Source organism: Nitratireductor arenosus (assembly GCF_009742725.1).
Classification (GTDB): Bacteria; Pseudomonadota; Alphaproteobacteria; order Rhizobiales; family Rhizobiaceae; genus Mangrovimarina; species Mangrovimarina arenosa.
In genome coordinates, this window is record NZ_WPHG01000004.1 from 252,730 (window position 1) to 269,330 (window position 16,601).

18 protein-coding genes are annotated in these 16,601 nt (G+C 65.2%); 11 read left to right on the forward strand and 7 right to left on the reverse strand.

The window, feature by feature from the left end; all coding sequences use genetic code 11:
* Positions 1-8: 8 nt before the first annotated feature.
* The 11 genes from GN330_RS17700 to GN330_RS17750 all read left to right on the forward strand — a co-directional run bounded on the left by GN330_RS17700 (position 9) and on the right by GN330_RS17750 (position 10,064).
* Positions 9-1,148: an ABC transporter substrate-binding protein gene (locus tag GN330_RS17700; RefSeq protein ID WP_156714047.1), complete on the forward strand. Its 1,140-nt coding sequence runs from the start codon at positions 9-11 to the stop codon at positions 1,146-1,148.
* A gap of 191 nt (positions 1,149-1,339) precedes the next feature.
* Positions 1,340-2,260 (forward strand): branched-chain amino acid ABC transporter permease, encoded by a 921-nt coding sequence (locus tag GN330_RS17705; RefSeq protein ID WP_343040834.1) that lies wholly within the window; start codon positions 1,340-1,342, stop codon positions 2,258-2,260.
* Between the two features lie 2 nt (positions 2,261-2,262).
* Positions 2,263-3,243, forward strand: a complete 981-nt coding sequence (locus GN330_RS17710; RefSeq protein ID WP_156714048.1) for a branched-chain amino acid ABC transporter permease — start codon at positions 2,263-2,265, stop codon at positions 3,241-3,243.
* Positions 3,236-3,985, forward strand: a complete 750-nt coding sequence (locus GN330_RS17715; RefSeq protein ID WP_156714049.1) for an ABC transporter ATP-binding protein — start codon at positions 3,236-3,238, stop codon at positions 3,983-3,985. Before GN330_RS17710 ends, GN330_RS17715 begins: the two co-directional genes overlap by 8 nt.
* On the forward strand, positions 3,982-4,668 hold the full coding sequence (locus tag GN330_RS17720; protein ID WP_156714050.1) for an ABC transporter ATP-binding protein: 687 nt from the start codon (positions 3,982-3,984) through the stop codon (positions 4,666-4,668). Before GN330_RS17715 ends, GN330_RS17720 begins: the two co-directional genes overlap by 4 nt.
* A gap of 17 nt (positions 4,669-4,685) precedes the next feature.
* Positions 4,686-5,093 carry a RidA family protein gene (locus GN330_RS17725; protein ID WP_156714051.1) on the forward strand — a complete coding sequence of 136 codons (408 nt, stop codon included), beginning with the start codon at positions 4,686-4,688 and terminating at the stop codon, positions 5,091-5,093.
* Between the two features lie 87 nt (positions 5,094-5,180).
* Positions 5,181-6,056 carry a DMT family transporter gene (locus GN330_RS17730; protein ID WP_156714052.1) on the forward strand — a complete coding sequence of 292 codons (876 nt, stop codon included), beginning with the start codon at positions 5,181-5,183 and terminating at the stop codon, positions 6,054-6,056.
* 231 nt (positions 6,057-6,287) lie between these two features.
* Positions 6,288-7,061 carry an ABC transporter ATP-binding protein gene (locus tag GN330_RS17735; protein WP_425487182.1) on the forward strand — a complete coding sequence of 258 codons (774 nt, stop codon included), beginning with the start codon at positions 6,288-6,290 and terminating at the stop codon, positions 7,059-7,061.
* Positions 7,061-7,777, forward strand: coding sequence for an ABC transporter ATP-binding protein (locus GN330_RS17740; RefSeq protein WP_156714054.1), 717 nt, complete (start codon positions 7,061-7,063; stop codon positions 7,775-7,777). The genes GN330_RS17735 and GN330_RS17740 overlap by 1 nt, the downstream gene beginning before the upstream one ends.
* Positions 7,774-8,799 carry a branched-chain amino acid ABC transporter permease gene (locus tag GN330_RS17745; RefSeq protein ID WP_156714055.1) on the forward strand — a complete coding sequence of 342 codons (1,026 nt, stop codon included), beginning with the start codon at positions 7,774-7,776 and terminating at the stop codon, positions 8,797-8,799. Before GN330_RS17740 ends, GN330_RS17745 begins: the two co-directional genes overlap by 4 nt.
* Positions 8,796-10,064 carry a branched-chain amino acid ABC transporter permease gene (locus tag GN330_RS17750; RefSeq protein ID WP_156714056.1) on the forward strand — a complete coding sequence of 423 codons (1,269 nt, stop codon included), beginning with the start codon at positions 8,796-8,798 and terminating at the stop codon, positions 10,062-10,064. Before GN330_RS17745 ends, GN330_RS17750 begins: the two co-directional genes overlap by 4 nt.
* 152 nt (positions 10,065-10,216) lie before the next feature.
* Here the strand turns inward: GN330_RS17750 and GN330_RS17755 are convergent, their stop codons facing one another.
* The 7 genes from GN330_RS17755 to GN330_RS17785 all read right to left on the reverse strand — a co-directional run bounded on the left by GN330_RS17755 (position 10,217) and on the right by GN330_RS17785 (position 16,509).
* Positions 10,217-11,206: an ABC transporter substrate-binding protein gene (locus tag GN330_RS17755; protein WP_156714057.1), complete on the reverse strand. Its 990-nt coding sequence runs from the start codon at positions 11,204-11,206 to the stop codon at positions 10,217-10,219.
* A gap of 31 nt (positions 11,207-11,237) precedes the next feature.
* The gene (locus tag GN330_RS17760) at positions 11,238-12,095 is read right to left on the reverse strand and encodes an ABC transporter permease (RefSeq protein WP_156714058.1); all 858 of its coding nucleotides are present in this window, start codon (positions 12,093-12,095) and stop codon (positions 11,238-11,240) included.
* Complete coding sequence (locus GN330_RS17765; RefSeq protein ID WP_156714059.1) at positions 12,092-13,021, reverse strand: ABC transporter permease; 930 nt, start codon at positions 13,019-13,021, stop codon at positions 12,092-12,094. Before GN330_RS17765 ends, GN330_RS17760 begins: the two co-directional genes overlap by 4 nt.
* Positions 13,022-13,081: 60 nt before the next feature.
* Positions 13,082-13,939 (reverse strand): ABC transporter ATP-binding protein, encoded by an 858-nt coding sequence (locus GN330_RS17770; protein WP_156714060.1) that lies wholly within the window; start codon positions 13,937-13,939, stop codon positions 13,082-13,084.
* 180 nt (positions 13,940-14,119) lie between these two features.
* Entirely contained in the window at positions 14,120-14,530 is a 411-nt protein-coding gene (locus tag GN330_RS17775; protein WP_343040837.1) for an NUDIX hydrolase, read from the reverse strand.
* 2 nt (positions 14,531-14,532) lie between these two features.
* Positions 14,533-15,984, reverse strand: coding sequence for a dihydropyrimidinase (gene hydA / locus GN330_RS17780; protein ID WP_156714062.1), 1,452 nt, complete (start codon positions 15,982-15,984; stop codon positions 14,533-14,535).
* Between the two features lie 159 nt (positions 15,985-16,143).
* Positions 16,144-16,509: a hypothetical protein gene (locus tag GN330_RS17785; protein ID WP_106571484.1), complete on the reverse strand. Its 366-nt coding sequence runs from the start codon at positions 16,507-16,509 to the stop codon at positions 16,144-16,146.
* Between the last annotated feature and the right edge of the window lie 92 nt (positions 16,510-16,601).

Here is a 16,601-nt window from a genome sequence, read left to right on the forward strand (position 1 = left end):
AGACGACCATGAGAAAATTTCTTGCCGCGGGCGTAATCGCCCTTTCCACAAGCGTTGCCGGAGGGGCCTTCGCTGAGCCGGTCAAAATCGGCATGATCACCACCTTGTCGGGCGGCGGCGCGGGACTGGGCGTCGATGTGCGCGACGGCTTCATGTTGGCACTCAAACAGGCGGGCAATTCCGAGGTCGAGCTGATCGTGGAGGACGACGCCCGCAAGCCGGAACTGGCCGTGCAGATCGCCGACAAGATGATCCAGAGCGACAAGGTCGACATTCTGACCGGCATCATCTGGTCGAACCTGGCGATGGCCGTCGTGCCGAATGCCGTCAATCAGGGCACTTTCTACCTGTCGCCCAATGCCGGCCCGTCGGCACTCGCCGGCGCCAACTGCAACAAGAACTATTTCAACGTCGCCTGGCAGAACGACAATCTGCATGAGGCGGCGGGCGCCTATGCCGCGGAGGCCGGTTACAAGAAGGTCTTCATCATGGCGCCGAACTATCCGGCAGGCACCGACGCGCTGACCGGCTTCAAGCGCTTCTACGAGGGCGACCTCGCCAACGAGGTCTACACCAAACTCGGCCAGACCGACTATGCCGCCGAGATCGCCCAGATCCGCGCGTCCGGCGCCGACGCGGTGTTCTTCTTCCTGCCCGGCGGCATGGGCATCGCCTTCATGAAGCAATACGCCCAGTCGGGCGTCGAGCTGCCGCTGGTCGGCCCGGCCTTCTCGTTCAGCCAGGACATTCTCGGCGCGGTCGGCGACGCCGCGATCGGCGTCAAGAACACCTCGCAATGGTCGAAGGACATCGACAACGACACCAACAAGGCGTTCGTCGAGACCTTCCAGGCCGAATATGGCCGCCTGCCCTCGCTCTATGCCAGCCAGGGCTTCGATACAGCCAATCTCATCCTGTCGGCGGCGGCCAAGGCAGACGTGAAGGACCAGGACGCGTTCCGGGCCGCGCTGAAGGAAGCCGACTTCAGCTCGACGCGCGGCGATTTCGCCTTTGCCAGCAATCACCACCCGATCCAGGACATCTATGTCCGTGAGGTGATCAAGGAAGGCGATACGCTCACCAACAAGATCGTCGGCGTCGCGCTGGAGGATCATCAGGACGCCTACGCGGCGGAATGCAAGATGTAATTGTGATGAAACGGCCACCCTTTTCCCGCTCGCGGGGAGAGGGTGGCGGCTGACGGACGAGACGTGGCGCGGCACTTGCCGTCACACGCGCCCGGCCTTGGCTTCGCGCCCAATCCTTCACCCGGCCCGTCGGGCCAGCTTCTCCCCCTGGGGTGGGGAGAAGACCTCAGTTTCAAACGTTCAGGACGACCGTGCAAACCGCGCTCCTCATCGAACAGATCCTCAACGGCCTTCAATTCGGCGTCATGCTGTTTTTGATGGCCGCCGGCCTGACGCTGATCTTCGGCGTCATGGGCCTGATCAATCTTGCCCACGGCTCGCTCTACATGATCGGCGCCTTCGCCTGCGCGACGGTTGCCGCAGCGACCGGCTCGTTCTGGCTCGGGCTGGTGGCCAGCCTGGCCGCGGCGGCGGCGGCCGGCGCGATCGTGGAGGTCACCGTCATCCGGCGGCTCTATGACCGCGACCATCTCGACCAGGTGCTGGCGACCTTCGCGCTGATCCTGATCTTTTCGGAAGGCACGCGCTGGGTGTTCGGCTCGTTTCCGCTTTATCTCGACATCCCGCCGCTCCTGCGCGGTGCGCTGCCGCTGCCCGGCGGCGGTGCCTACCCGGCCTACCGGCTGGCGATCATCGGCGTCGGCATCGCGGTCGCCGTCGGCCTTTACCTGCTGATTTCGCGGACGCGGCTCGGCATGCGCATCCGCGCCGGCGAATCCGACCGCGAGATGATCGCCGCGCTCGGCGTCGACATCCGCACGCTCTATACGGTCGTGTTCGCACTCGGGGCGGCGCTGGCCGGGCTGGCCGGCGCGCTGGTCGGTGCGCTGCAATCGGTCCAGGTCGGCATGGGCGAGCCGGTGCTGATCCTGGCCTTCGTGGTGATCGTCATCGGCGGCATCGGCTCGATCAAGGGTGCGCTGGTCGGGGCGGTACTCGTCGGCGTGATCGACACGCTCGGGCGGTTCCTGCTGCCGGTCGCGTTCGCCACCTTCATGGACGCCTCGTCGGCTGCCGGTATCGGCGCCGCGCTTGCCTCCATGCTGATCTATGTGTTCATGGCGCTCGTGCTGGCCATCCGGCCGCAGGGCCTGTTTTCGGCGCAGGGTTGACGATGATGGGCAATCCTCGCGAAACCATCCTCAATCTCGCGCTCGTCCTGCTTCTGGCCGCGATCCCGCTGGTCGCCACCGGCATGGGCGAACCGTTCTACGTCACGCTCGCAACCCGCATGGCGATCCTTGCGCTGGCCGCGGTCGGGCTCAATTTCCTGCTCGGGCTGGGCGGACTGGTCTCGTTCGGCCACGCCGCGTTTTTCGGCATTGGCGGTTATGTCGCCGGCATCGCCGCCACCCATGCCTTCAACGCCGAACCGCTGCTGTTCGGCCTGCCCGGCACCAACCAGATGATCGTCATCTGGCTGGCCGCGGTCCTCCTGTGCGGGCTCGCCGCGCTCGCGATCGGCGTCATCTCGCTGCGCACCAGCGGGGTCTATTTCATCATGATCACGCTCGCCTTCGCGCAGATGATCTATTATTTCGCCATCTCCTGGCCGGCCTATGGCGGCGAGGACGGGCTGTCGATCTATGTCCGCAACGGGTTTCCCGGCGTCAACACGCTGAACGGCCTGCACTTCTTCTATCTATGCTTTGGCCTGTTGCTTGCCGCGCTCGCCGTGTTTTCGGTGCTGCGCAATTCCCGCTTCGGCGCGGCGCTCGAAGCCTCAAGGCAAAACCAGCAGCGGCTCGCCGCCGTCGGCATCGCGCCGTTCCGCGTCAAACTCGTCGCCTTTGCCATCTCAGGCATGATCACCGGCCTCGCCGGCGCGCTGTTCGCCGATCTCAACCGCTTCGTCAGCCCGTCGATGCTGTCCTGGCACATGTCGGGCGAACTGATCGTGCTGATCATCCTGGGCGGCACCGGGCGGCTGTTCGGGCCGGTCGCCGGCGCGATGGTCTACGTCCTGTTCGAATTCTATCTCGGCGGCGTGACCGAGCGCTGGCAGTTCTTCCTTGGGCTGATCCTGCTCGGCGTGGTGCTGTTCGCGCGCGGCGGCGTGGTCGGCCTGATCGCGGGAAAGGCACGTCATGGCTGAGCCCATCCTGGATATCCGCAACCTCAACAAGAGCTTCGGCGCGCTGAAGGCGACCGACAATGTCAGCCTCGACCTGCGCCCAGGCGAAATCCACGCGCTGATCGGCCCTAACGGCGCCGGCAAGTCGACGCTAATCCACCAGATTGCCGGATCGCTGCGACCCGGTAGCGGCACGATCCGGTTTCTGGGCCGCGATATCGGCGCACTCGGCGTGCCCGAGCGCACCCGGCTCGGGCTCGGCCGCACCTTTCAGATCTCCTCGTTGGCGCCGGATTACTCGGCGCTGCGCAACGTCATGCTGGCCGTCCAAGCGCGACAGGGCACGAGTTTCCGCTTCGTCAAAGCGGTGATGCGCGACCGGTCGCTGCGCGATCCGGCGCTAGAGGCCCTGGAACGGGTCGGGCTTGCCGAACGTGCGCATGTGTCGGCGGCCGAGCTCTCTCACGGCGAGCGCCGCCAGCTCGAGATCGCGATCGCGCTCGCGCTCGGCTCCAAGGCCTTCCTGCTCGACGAACCGATGGCCGGCATGGGACCGGAAGGCTCCAAGGCCCTGACGACGTTTCTCGACGGGCTGCGCGCCGAAGCGCCGATCCTGCTCGTCGAGCACGACATGGACGCCGTGTTCGCGCTCGCCGACCGCATTTCGGTCCTCGTCTACGGTCGCGTCATCGCCACTGGCACGGTCGAGGAAATCCGGCACAATCCCGACGTGCGACAAGCCTATCTCGGGGAGGAAGGTTGATGTTGCTCGAAGCCGCCGGTCTGGAAACCTTCTATGGCGCGAGCCAGGCCCTGTTCGGCGTCGACCTTGCCGTGGGCGAAGGCGAGGTCGTTGCCCTGATGGGCCGCAACGGCATGGGCAAGACCACAACCATCCGGTCGATCTGCGGCCTGAACCCGCCGCGCGCCGGCACGCTCAGCTTCGCCGGGTCCAGCCTTCGGGGCCTGCGCCCGCACCGCGTCGCCCGCCTCGGCATCGGACTGGTGCCGGAAGGCCGCCGCTGCTTCCCCAATCTCACCGTCGAGGAAAACCTTACCGCGGCAGCGCGCGCGGGCGCCTGGACACATACCCGGATCGAAACGCTTTTTCCCCGGCTCGCCGAGCGCCGGCGCCAATATGCCGACACGCTTTCGGGCGGCGAACAGCAGATGCTGGCCGTCGGCCGCGCGCTGATGACCAATCCGAAGCTTTTGATCCTCGACGAGGCGACGGAGGGTCTCGCGCCGGTAATCCGGCAAGATATCTGGAGCTCGATCCGCAAACTCAAGGAAGAGGGACTAGCGATCCTGGTCGTCGACAAGACCATGTCCGAACTGCTTCCCGTGGCCGATCGCTGCGTGGTGCTCGAAAAGGGCACGACGGTGTGGAGCGGGCTACCCGAAGAGCTCTCCGACGACATCCGCAATCGTTATCTCGGCGTCTGACAAGAAAGGGCACAACCTTGAACCCGTCTTCTTATGAACTTTTGAACCCCTCGCACTGGAAAGCCGCCAAAGGCTACACCAACGGCATCATGGCCGAAGGGCGCACGATCTTCGTCGCCGGCCAGGTCGGGTGGAACGGCCAGCAGGAATTCGAGACAGACGACTTCGCCGGGCAGGTCCGCCAAGCCCTGCAAAACATCGTCGACGTGCTGGCCGAAGCCGGTGCCGGACCGGAGCACGCCACTCGCATGACCTGGTACATCACCGACAAGCGCGAATATCTCGATCGGCTTTCCGACGTCGGCGCGGCCTATCGCGACGTGATGGGTCGCAATTTCCCCGCCATGACCATGGTCCAGGTCGCCGACCTGATCGAGGACCGGGCCAAGGTCGAAATCGAAGTGACGGCGGTCCTGCCGTCCTGAGCGGCCAAACCACACGGCAATTGCTGGACCAACGGCCGGCAGGCGCATGCGCTTGCCGGGACCGTCGTGCTTTGCCAAACACGCCCGATGAGCACAGAACCCTCGAACCTCAAAGCGGCCCTTTGGATGGGCGGCTGGCTGGCGTTGATGCTGACCATGACGGTGGCCGGTCGCGAAGCCACGCGCGAGCTCGACGTGTTCCAGATCATGGAAATGCGCTCGGTGATCGGTATGCTCCTGCTCTATCCGGTGATCCGCATGGCCGGCGGCCTGCGCTCCGTGCGCACCGCGATGCTGCCGCGCCATGTCGGCCGCAACGTGGTGCATTACGGCGCGCAGTTCGCCTGGTTTTACGCACTGGCAATGATTCCGATCGCGCAACTGGTCTCGATCGAGTTCACCATGCCGATCTGGACCGCGATCCTGGCGGCGGCTTTCCTCGGCGAGCGCATCAATGGCTGGAAGATCGCCGCGATCGTGCTCGGCCTGATCGGCGTTGCCATCATCGTGCGACCGGGAGCCGGTTCGCTCGATGTCGGCCAATTGTTCGCGCTGTTCGCGGCCATCGGCTTCGGCATATCGGTGGCGCTGGTGAAGTCGCTCACCCGCCACGACAGCGTGCCCACGATCATTTTCTGGATGCTGGTGGTGCAGTCCGTACTCGGCATCGCGCCGGCGCTGGCGGTGTGGCAATGGCCGTCGCTGACGGTGATGCCGTGGATCGTGGTGATCGGCTTTTGCGGCACCTATTCCCACTACTGCATGGCGCGCGCGATGCTGCATGCCGATGCCACGACGGTGGTGCCGATGGATTTCCTGCGCGTGCCGCTTTCAGCACTTCTGGCCTGGCTCGTCTATCAGGAGGGGATCGATTTCTATACCGTCGTCGGCGCCGTGCTCATCCTTGCCGGCAACTCGCTCAACCTCAAGCAGGGCGGCACGGCGCGCATCCGCCCCAACTGACAAAGCCCTACCCGCGTCACAAACACGAAAGCGCAAGCATGCAGGCCCCACCCAGCCGGTGGACAAGCTGCACACCACGGCGTTTGTCAGCAGGCCGTGCCTTGTCAAACGCCCTCCCCCCTTATATGAGCGGGCGAGTCGAGGGCAGGCAGACAGAAACGGCGCCGAAAAAGCCGTCATGCTTCGACGAGCGGGAAACAGGCAGCATCACAAGCAGGCCGCATGGCGACGATGATTGACGTCCAGGACGTGACGAAGCGTTTCGGCAATATGCTCGCCGTCGACCAATGCTCGCTCCAGGTCGAACAAGGCACGATCACCGGCTTGATCGGCCCGAACGGCGCGGGCAAGACGACGCTGTTCAACATGGTCGCCGGCGCCTTCGCGCCCAGCTCCGGGCGTATCCTGCTCGATGGCGAGGACGTTACAGGCCTTGAGGCGCACGCGCTTTTCTCGCGCGGATTGTTGCGCACTTTCCAGATCGCGCAGGAATTTTCGCACATGACGGCGCTGGAAAACCTGATGATGGTGCCGGCGCGCCAGGCGGGCGAAAACTTCTTCAATGCGTGTTTCCGGCGCGGCGCGGTGCTGGCCGAGGAGACGGAGACCCGCAAGAAGGCGGAGGACGTGCTCGGCATCCTCAAACTCACCCACGTCAAGAACGAGAAGGCGGGTAATCTGTCGGGCGGGCAAAAGAAGCTGCTCGAACTCGGGCGCGTGATAATGGCCGAGCCGCGGGTGGTGCTGCTCGACGAGATCGCCGCCGGCGTCAACCGCACGCTGCTCAACGACCTCGCCGCCGTCGTCCAGCGCCTGAACCGCGAGGACGGGCTTACCTTCTTCGTCATCGAGCACGACATGGACCTGATCGCCCGGCTGTGCGATCCGGTTATCGTCATGGCCGCCGGCACGGTGATGGTCGAAGGTCCGATGTCGGAAATCCGCAACAATCCCGAAGTGATCGAAGCGTATTTCGGCGGCACGCCCGCCGACGGAGAACGCTGATGGCGCTCTTGGAGATTAGCGGCATCCACGCCGGCTATGGCGGGGCGAACATCCTCAATGGCGTCAGCATCGCCATCGAGGCCGAGGAGATCGGCGTCATCGTCGGCCCCAACGGCGCGGGCAAGTCGACGACCCTGAAGGCGCTGTTCGGCCTGCTTTCAATCTCTAAGGGCAATGTCACCTTCGAGGGACGCGACGTCACCAACACACCGCCCGAAAGCCTGGTTAAGCAGGGCCTTTCCTTTGTACCGCAGGAATACAACGTCTTTCCCACGATGAGCGTGCACGAAAACCTGGAGATGGGGGCCTATGTCCGGCGCGACGATTTCCGCCACCTCGTCGACCAGGTCTACGGTTTCTTCCCGCCGTTGAAGGACAAGCGCCGCCAGCCGGCGGGCGAGCTCTCCGGCGGCCAGCGTCAGATGGTGGCGATCGGGCGCGCGCTGATGACGGAGCCGCGGCTGCTGCTGCTCGACGAACCGACGGCCGGCCTGTCGCCTTTGTTTACCGGCGAGATCTTCGAACGTATCGTCGCCATCAACGCCGCCGGTACAGGCATCTTGATGGTGGAGCAAAATGCGCGCCAGGCGCTGGCGATCGCGCATAAGGGCTTCGTGCTGGCCGGCGGTCAGAACCGCTTCACGGGCACCGGGCAGGAACTGCTCGACGACCCGGAGGTGGCGAAAAGCTTTCTCGGCGGGGAGGACCAGCCATGACCGAGGTCGATCTGCTGACCGCGCTGCCGGTGCGCGAATTCGTGTTCTTCATCAACAAGGGCATCATCGCCGGACTGATCATCGGCTCGATCTACGCGCTCGGTGCCGTCGGGGTGACGCTGGTCTTCGGCATTTTGCGGTTCGCCCATCTCGCCCATGGCGACATGATGACAACGGGCGCCTTCATCGCGTTGGTGCTGACCGCGCTTTTGCCCGGCGCGGGGGCACTGGTCGGCCTGCCGACCGCCTTCGTGCTGATGCCGATCGCGATGGCGTTGACGGCGCTGCTGGCGATCGTCCTCGACCGCTGGTTCTACCGGCCGCTGCGGCAGGCCAATGTGCGCCCCGTCACCATCGTGATGGCCTCGGTCGGCGTCATGCTGATGATGCAGGGCCTGATCCGACTGGTGTTCGGCACGGGAACCCGGCCGCTTTATGTCGGCGCCAAGGATATTTACCGCCTGCCGGTCGGCGACGGCTTCATCGTCGTCACAGAACCGCAGGTGCTGTTGTTCGTGTTTACGGCGCTGTGCATCGTCGCGCTCCACTTCTTTCTGACCCGCGCACGGCTCGGCAAGGCAATGCGCGCTGTGTCCGACAATGCCGACCTGGCGCGAGTGTCGGGCATTCCCACCGAGCATGTGGTGCGCGCGACCTGGATCATCGGCGGCGCGCTGGCCGCCGCCGGCGGCACGCTGCTCGCCCTCGACGTCACCTTGAAGCCCGACCTGAGCTTCAACATCCTTTTGCCGATCTTCGCCGCCGCGATCGTCGGCGGGATCGGCCAGCCCTATGGCGCGGTGGCCGGCGGGCTGGTGGTCGGCTTCACCGAAACGCTGGCCGTGTTCAACTGGGCGATCCTGCTCAGGCCGCTCAAGCCGTTTTTGCCGGACTGGGTGGAGCTGCCGACGCAACTCGCGCTGGTGCCGACCGAATACAAGATCGTCATCCCCTTCTTCATCCTGGTTGCGGTGCTGATCTGGCGACCGACGGGGATCTTCCGCGGGAGCGTGATCAAATGACGAACCGCGCCGGACGCGAAACCCTGCTGTTCGCCGGCCTGGCCGTACTCATCGCGCTGGTCTTCGCCGCGCAGGGCGCGGCTTTCGGGACGCGCATGCTGGTCGAGGCAAGCTGCCTGGCGATCGTGGCGCTCGGCCTGACCATCCAATGGGGCTATGCCGGCCTGTTCAATGTCGGCACGATGGGGTTCATCGCGATCGCGGCCTACACGACGGTACTGGTGTCGTTTCCCGTCAACGGCGCCTTCTGGACGTCAAACGGACCGGCTCTTCTCGGCAAGACCGCACTTTACCTGGTCGTCGGCGGGCTTCTCACCTACGCGATGAGCCAGACCCACCGCCTCGGCCTGCCGAAGAAATTCCGCACGCTGCTTGCCTTGATCGCCGGTGCCGCGACCTATATCGCCGTCTCCGGCGCACTCGGCGAGGCGGCCACCCATATCGAGGGCGAAGCCGGCTTCATCGGCGGCTTCGGCCTTCCCGTCTGGGTCGGCTGGCTCGGCGGCGGCATCGTCGCCGGTGCGCTCGGTTGGGCCATGGGCCGCATCACGCTCGGCCTGCGCGCCGACTATATGGCGATCGCGACGCTGGGCATCGCGGAGATCGTCAAGGCATATCTCAAAAACGCCGACTGGCTGACGCGCGGCACGCTGACCGTCTCGCCCCTGCCCTGGCCGGTGCCGACGCCGGCCGAACTCGGCTTCGTCATGTCGCGCGCGGCCTATCTCAGCGTGACGGCAGTGATGATCGTGGTGATCTTCGTGCTCCTGCAGCGGGCTTGGGCCGCGCCGTGGGGACGCATGATGCGCGCCATCCGCGACAACGAATTGTCGGCGGCTGCGATGGGTAAGAATATCAGCCGGCGCCGGCTGGAGATGTTCGTGCTCGGCAACGTCATTATCGGCATCGGCGGCGGCGCGCTGATCACCTTCAGCAGCATTTTCGACCCGTCGAGCTTCCTACCTCTCAACCACACATTCCTGATCTGGGTGATGGTCATTCTAGGCGGCGCCGGCAACAATCTCGGCACCATCTTCGGCGCGCTGTTCGTCTATGTCATCTGGACGATGTCGGAACCGGCGGCCCTGTTCCTGTTCGACCAGGTCGCCTATTGGGGCGACAGGCTGTTCGACTGGCAGGCGCCGGCCGACATGACGACACGCGCCCTGCAGATGCGGGTTTTCGTCATCGGCCTGACGATCACGCTGGTGCTGCGCTTCGCGCCACGCGGCCTGATCCCCGAACGGCCGGTCAAATACGAATGATGGCAGCGGCGCGATCGTGCACCGTCGCGCCCACCCACGGGCCTTCGAGCCGTTACCCTACATCGATATCGGCCACCTAGAGTAGAGCCGAACGTGAAAAGGCTCGCTCCCCAGGTTCGCGAGCCTTCTCCGCTATTGGCTAGCAGCGGATATTACTGAAGAGCCTTGTCGGTGATCATATGCGTCCAGGCGCCTTCCGGCTCCTTGGTGATGACCGGATCGGATCCGCCTTCGAGCAGCGTCTTGACCGTGCGCTCGTAATCGGCCGGGTCGAGCGCCCCGTTGGAGCCCGCCGTCAGCTTGGCGATCTCGCCCATCATGCGTTTCTGGTGCTTTTCGGTCTGGGCGCCGCTGGCATCGTTGTCGAGCACGATCATCGCCGCCTCGTCCGGGTTCTCCTCGGCCCATTTCCAGCCCTTCATCGAGGCGCGCACGAAACGGGTCAGCCGGTCGACGAAGGCGTCATCCTTGAGGTTGTCCTCCAGCACGTAAATGCCGTCCTCGAGCGTGGCGACACCCTGGTCTTCATATTTGAACACCACCAGATCGTCCGGCTCGAAACCGGCGTCGATCACCTGCCAGTATTCGTTGTAGGTCATGGTCGAGATGCAGTCGGCCTGCTTCTGGATCAGCGGATCGACGTTGAAGCCCTGCTTCAGCACCGTGACACCCTCCTCGCCGCCGTCGGTGGGCAGGCCGAGATGGCTCATCCACGACAGGAACGGATATTCGTTGCCGAAGAACCACACGCCGAGCGTCTTGCCCTTGAAATCCTCCGGGCTTTCGATGCCGGTCTCCTTGCGGCACACCAGCATCATGCCCGACGATTTGAACGGCTGGGCGACGTTGACCAGCGCCACGCCCTTCTCGCGCGTGGCGAGCGCGGCCGGCATCCAGTCGATGATGACGTCGGCCCCGCCGCCGGCCAGAACCTGCGGCGGGGCGATGTCAGGCCCGCCCGGCTTGATTTCCACGTCGAGATCCTCCTCCTCGTAGAAACCCTTGTCCTGGGCGACGTAATAGCCGGCGAACTGGGCCTGCGTGACCCATTTGAGCTGCAATGTCAGCTTGTCGGCGGCAAGCGCCTGGGCCGCGGCGAAGGACATCGCCCCGGCCAGCATGGCAGTCATCAGTTTTTTCATTATGCCGTTCCCTCTGTGGTTGAAATTATGCCTATCCTCCCCGGATAGACGGATGCCAGAACGTGGCGGCCCGTTCCACGAGCGCAACCACACCATAAAAGACAGAACCCGCCAGCGCTGCAACCGCGATTTCGGCCCAGACCATGTCGATGTTCATTCGTCCGACCTCGGTGGAAATGCGAAACCCCATGCCGACGATCGGCGTGCCAAAGAATTCCGCCACGATGGCGCCGATCAGCGCCAGCGTCGAATTGATCTTGAGTGCGTTGAAGATGAACGGTCCGGCGGCCGGCAGGCGCAGCTTGAACAAGGTCTGCCAGTAGCCGGCCGCATAGGTGCGCATCAGGTCGCGCTCCATTGCCGACGCCGCGGTCAGGCCCTGGACCGTGTTCACCAGCATCGGAAAGAAGGTCATGATGATGACGACGGCCGCCTTGGACGGCCAGTCGAAACCGAACCACATCACCATGATCGGCGCCACGCCGATCACCGGCAGCGCCGAGACGAAATTGCCGAGCGGCAACAATCCGCGCTGCAGAAACGGCGACCGGTCGATCAGGATTGCGACCAAAAACCCCGATCCGCACCCCAGCACGTAGCCGGCCAGCACCGCCTTGAGAAAAGTCTGGCGGAAATCGGCCCACAGGATCGGCAGCGAGTTGATCAGCCGGTCCCAGATCGCGGACGGCGGCGGCAGCAGCACGAACGGAACCTCGAAGCCGCGCACCGCGCCTTCCCACAAAACCAGAAGCGTCGCGCCGAAGATCAGCGGGACGACGATACCGATCAGCCGCGCCTGGGTGCGGCTTTCCGGCTGCCGGCGCACCAGCCATTCGTTAAAGGCCCAGGCCGCGAGCCAGAACAGGACGGCGAGCAGGAACACACTCATCGCGCCATCCCCATGCGCTTCAAGACCAGGCCGTGCGCGAAACCGACCGCCATCACCAGCACCGCCGCGATCGCGGCCGCGGCAAACAGCGCCGCCCAGATCTGCACGGTCTGGCCGTAATAGGAGCCGGCCAGAAGCCGCGCGCCCAGGCCCGCCACCGCGCCGGTCGGCATTTCGCCGACGATCGCGCCGACCAAGCTGATGGCGACCGCGACCTGCATCGAGGTAAACAGGTAAGGTAGCGCGCTCGGCCATCTCAGTTTCCAGAATACCTGGCCGGCGCCGGCCGAATAGGTGCGCATCAGGTCAAGCTGGATCGCTTCGGGGCTGCGCAGCCCCTTGACCATGCCGACCACGACCGGGAAAAACGACAAATAGGTCGAGATCAGCGCCTTGGGCAGGATGCCAGACAGGCCGATCGCGTTCAAAACCACGATGATCATCGGGGCGATCGCCAGGATGGGGATCGTCTGCGAGGCGATCACCCACGGCATGACGGACTTGTCCATGGCGCGGTTGTGAACGATGCCGACGGCGAGCAGAATGCCAAGCGCGGTGCCGATGGCGAAGCCGAGCAGCGTCGAGGACAGCGTGACCCAGCCGTGATAGACGAGGCTGCGCTTGGATGTCGGGCGCACATCGACCGTCGTCTTCCAGATTTCGGCCATCACCTGATGCGGGCTCGGCAGCACCGGCCGTTCCTGGTTGAGCGTGTCGCGGACAAGCTCGGCGGCCGTCCATTCCCGCTCTGACTTGGCGTAGCGGTCGAGCTGCCACGGCGCGTTCAGATAGACCGCGAAGGCGTACCACAGCGCCACGAGCGCAACGACGACGGTGAGAATCGGAACCGTCTTGCCGCCGACGAGGCGCGCGCCCAGCGTGGGCCTTGCCGTCGGCAGGTTCGCCACCGGGTCGACCGCCACCATCACCCGCCCCCGTGCGGACGTCGGGCCCCGCGATCGGCCGCGGCCGATATCGCCTTGACCTCACTCATAGCTGTGCCCCGCCCGCAGCCCCTCGCGCACGCGGTGGGCGATCTTCAAGAACTCCGGGCTTTCGCGAATGTCGAGCGGCCGCTCCTTGGGCAGGGTCGAATCGATGATGTCGGTCACCCGTCCCGGCCTGGGCGACATCACCACGATCTTGGTCGACAGATAGACCGCCTCCGGAATCGAATGGGTAACGAAGCAGATCGTCTTGGTGGTGCGTTCCCACAGTTTCAGCAATTGCTCGTTCAAATGGTCGCGCACGATTTCGTCCAGCGCGCCGAACGGCTCGTCCATCAGCAACAGATCGGCGTCGAAGGCGAGCGCGCGCGCGATCGAGGCGCGCTGCTGCATGCCGCCGGAAAGCTGCCACGGGAATTTCTTGCCGAACCCCTTCAGGTCGACGAGATCCAGTACGCGGTCAATGCGCTCCTGCTGCTCGGCGCGCCCGATACCCATGATTTCCAGCGGCAGCGCGATGTTCTTTTCGATCGTGCGCCAGGGATAGAGCGCCGGCGCCTGGAAGACATAACCATAGGCGCGCCGCCGCCGCGCCTCCTGCGGCGTCATGCCGTTGACGGTGATCGAACCGGCGGTCGGCTGTTCGAGATCGGCGATGACGCGCAGAAACGTCGTCTTGCCGCAACCCGAGGGGCCGATGAAGGAAACGAACTCGCCCCTGCCGATCGATAGATCGACATCGGCCAGCGCCCGCACCGGCCCGTCACCGGTCTGGAAGGTCAGGCCGAGCCCCTTGGCCTCCACGACGCTTCGCGCCCCGGCCCCGGCATCCGCCGGCAGGCCCGCGCCGTCGCCGGCCGTGGCCTGCCCCCTGATCGCGGCGGAACTATTGCGCATCGGTCGGTCTCCACTGGATACGCCGCCCCGGCGGCGCTGAAATCGAGGATAGAACGCCGAGCCGGCCGCCGCCAAGCCGCTGCGTTGAAACCGCTGCGCCTGGCGCAAAACACGCAGGCAGCGGGAGAGCGTTTGACGCTCGCCGCGAGCCTGCGATGAAAGCGACGCGAAAAAACATCCTCACAGCCCGGCCGCCGGAATCACGTGGTCGCGCGTCAGCGGCGCCAGCCGCGCCCGCCGTGGCAGGTCGCCTGGATACCAGGCCAGTTCGGCGATCTCGGCCTGGGCCGAGACCGGCCCGTCGTGATGCAGCCGGTAAAGGGCGGCCTCGACGGCGTGGCCGGGCTCGTTGGCGGCCGGCGCCGAAAACCTGCCCAGGAAGCGCAGGGCCCCCTCGTTGGTCTCGAGCCCCAGTTCCTCCCGCAATTCGCGCACAAGCGCGGCGCACGCCGTCTCGCCGGGGTCGATCTTGCGGCCGGGCTGCATGAAGATTTCGGTACCGGCCTTGCGCACCAGCAGCATCTGGCCTTGCCGGTTGACGATGGCCGCCGCGGCGATCCTGATCGTTGCGGCCGGCGACAGGCCGGCCACGCCTAAACCCCGCTTGCCGGAATGCCCGACCGCTCGACCTTGCGCGGGGCGGTGATCTCCTTCCATTGCGACAGCGCCGTGCTGACCGGGCCGCGCGCCTCGCGCGCGACGAACTGGCCATGGCCGGGCTTGGCCTTGACCTGGAAATCGTCGACGACGACCTCGCCGCGCGACAGCACGTATTTCGGCAGGCCCTTGACCTTGATCCCCTCGAAGACGTTGTAATCGATCGCCGATTGCTGCGTCTTGGCCGAGATCGTCTTGGTCTTTTCCGGGTCCCAGACCACGATGTCGGCGTCGGCGCCCTCGGTGATCGCTCCCTTCTTGGGATACATGCCGAAAATCTTGGCCGGGTTGGTGGAGGTGACGGCGACGAATTCGTTCATCGTCAGCCGGCCGGTGGCCACACCATAGGTCCACAGGACCGGCAAACGGTCCTCGAGCCCGCCGGTGCCGTTCGGGATTTTCGTGAAGTCGCCGAGGCCGGTGCGTTTCTGCTCGGTGGTGAAGGCGCAGTGGTCGGTGGCGACCACCTGCAGCGAGCCGGCCGACAGCCCGGCCCATAACGAATCCTGATGCTGCTTGTCGCGGAAGGGCGGGCTCATCACCCGCCGCGCGGCATGGTCCCAGTCGGCATTGGCGTATTCGCTCTCGTCGAGCACCAGATGCTGGACCAGCGGTTCGCCGTAGACGCGCATGCCCTTCTGGCGCGCGCGGCGGATCGCCTCGTGGCTCTGCTCGCAGCTCGTATGCACCACGTAAAGCGGCGCGCCGGTCGCATCGGCGATCATGATGGCGCGGTTGGTCGCCTCGCCCTCGACCTCGGGCGGGCGCGAATAGGCGTGCGCCTCCGGCCCGTTATTGCCTTCGGCAAGCAGCTTTTCCTGCAGGGCGGCGACCACGTCGCCGTTTTCGGCATGCACCATCGGCAGGGCGCCGAGCTCGGCGCAGCGGCTGAACGAGGAATACATCTCGTCGTCATTGACCATCAGCGCGCCCTTATAAGCCATGAAATGCTTGAACGAGGTAATGCCGCGCTCGACCACTTCCGGCATTTCGTTGAACACCTGCTCGCCCCACCAGGTGATCGCCATGTGGAAGGAATAGTCGCAGCAGGCGCGCGTCGACTTGTTGTCCCACATCTTGATGGCGTCGAGCAGCGAGCCGTCGGGCTGGCTCAGGCAAAAGTCGATCACCATCGTGGTGCCGCCCGACAGCGCCGCGCGCGTGCCGGACTCGAAATCGTCGCTGGAATAGGTCCCCATGAAGGGCATTTCCAGGTGGGTGTGCGGGTCGATGCCGCCCGGCAGAACGTAGCAGCCGGTGGCGTCGATCTCATGGTCGGCGTGCAGATCCGGCCCGATGCCGACGATCTTGTCGTGCTTGATCAGCACGTCCGCCTTCCATGTCCGGTCCGCGGTGACGATGGTTCCGTTCTTGATGACTTTGGACATGTTGCAACCTCCCTGCTGGTCTTTCTCGTGGCCTCACGCCGTCGGATCGGCACGGCAGCCGCTCATGCGGCCCGGCCGCTCCGGCGCCAGGCGCCGTTTTTCCTTTTCGGCGCCCCCACGCATGAAATCTTGTCTTGGCCGACTGCACGCACCATCGCCTCACACCGCGCCGAACACGTCGATCGCCCTGCCGTGCACGCCGATGTCGACCGGGCCGAACACGGTGGCGACGGCGAGCGCGAAATAACCGGCCTTGGGCATGTAGACGACGTGATAGCGCTCGTCGCCGCGCGTCACCGACCAACAACGCTGCTCGAGGCCGCCGGAAAACCCTACCATGACCGGAGCCGGCTCGATCAAGTCGGCCTCGAAATCCGCCAGCGTGCGTTCATACCAGCTAGCCGTCGCGGCGCTGCCGGTGCGCGACGTCCTGCGCGCCTCGGCGACCGGATCATAGGCCGCGATCTCGCCGGCGATGATCGCCTTGATCGCCCGCGGCCCGATCGCGCCAGCACGTACGGCCACGGCTTACCCGATCCGCTCGACTGTAGCAGGACGGGTCGGCGCCGGGGCCCTCCGTGAAGGCCTGTCGACCCGCGCCGGCATGCGTCGAGCCC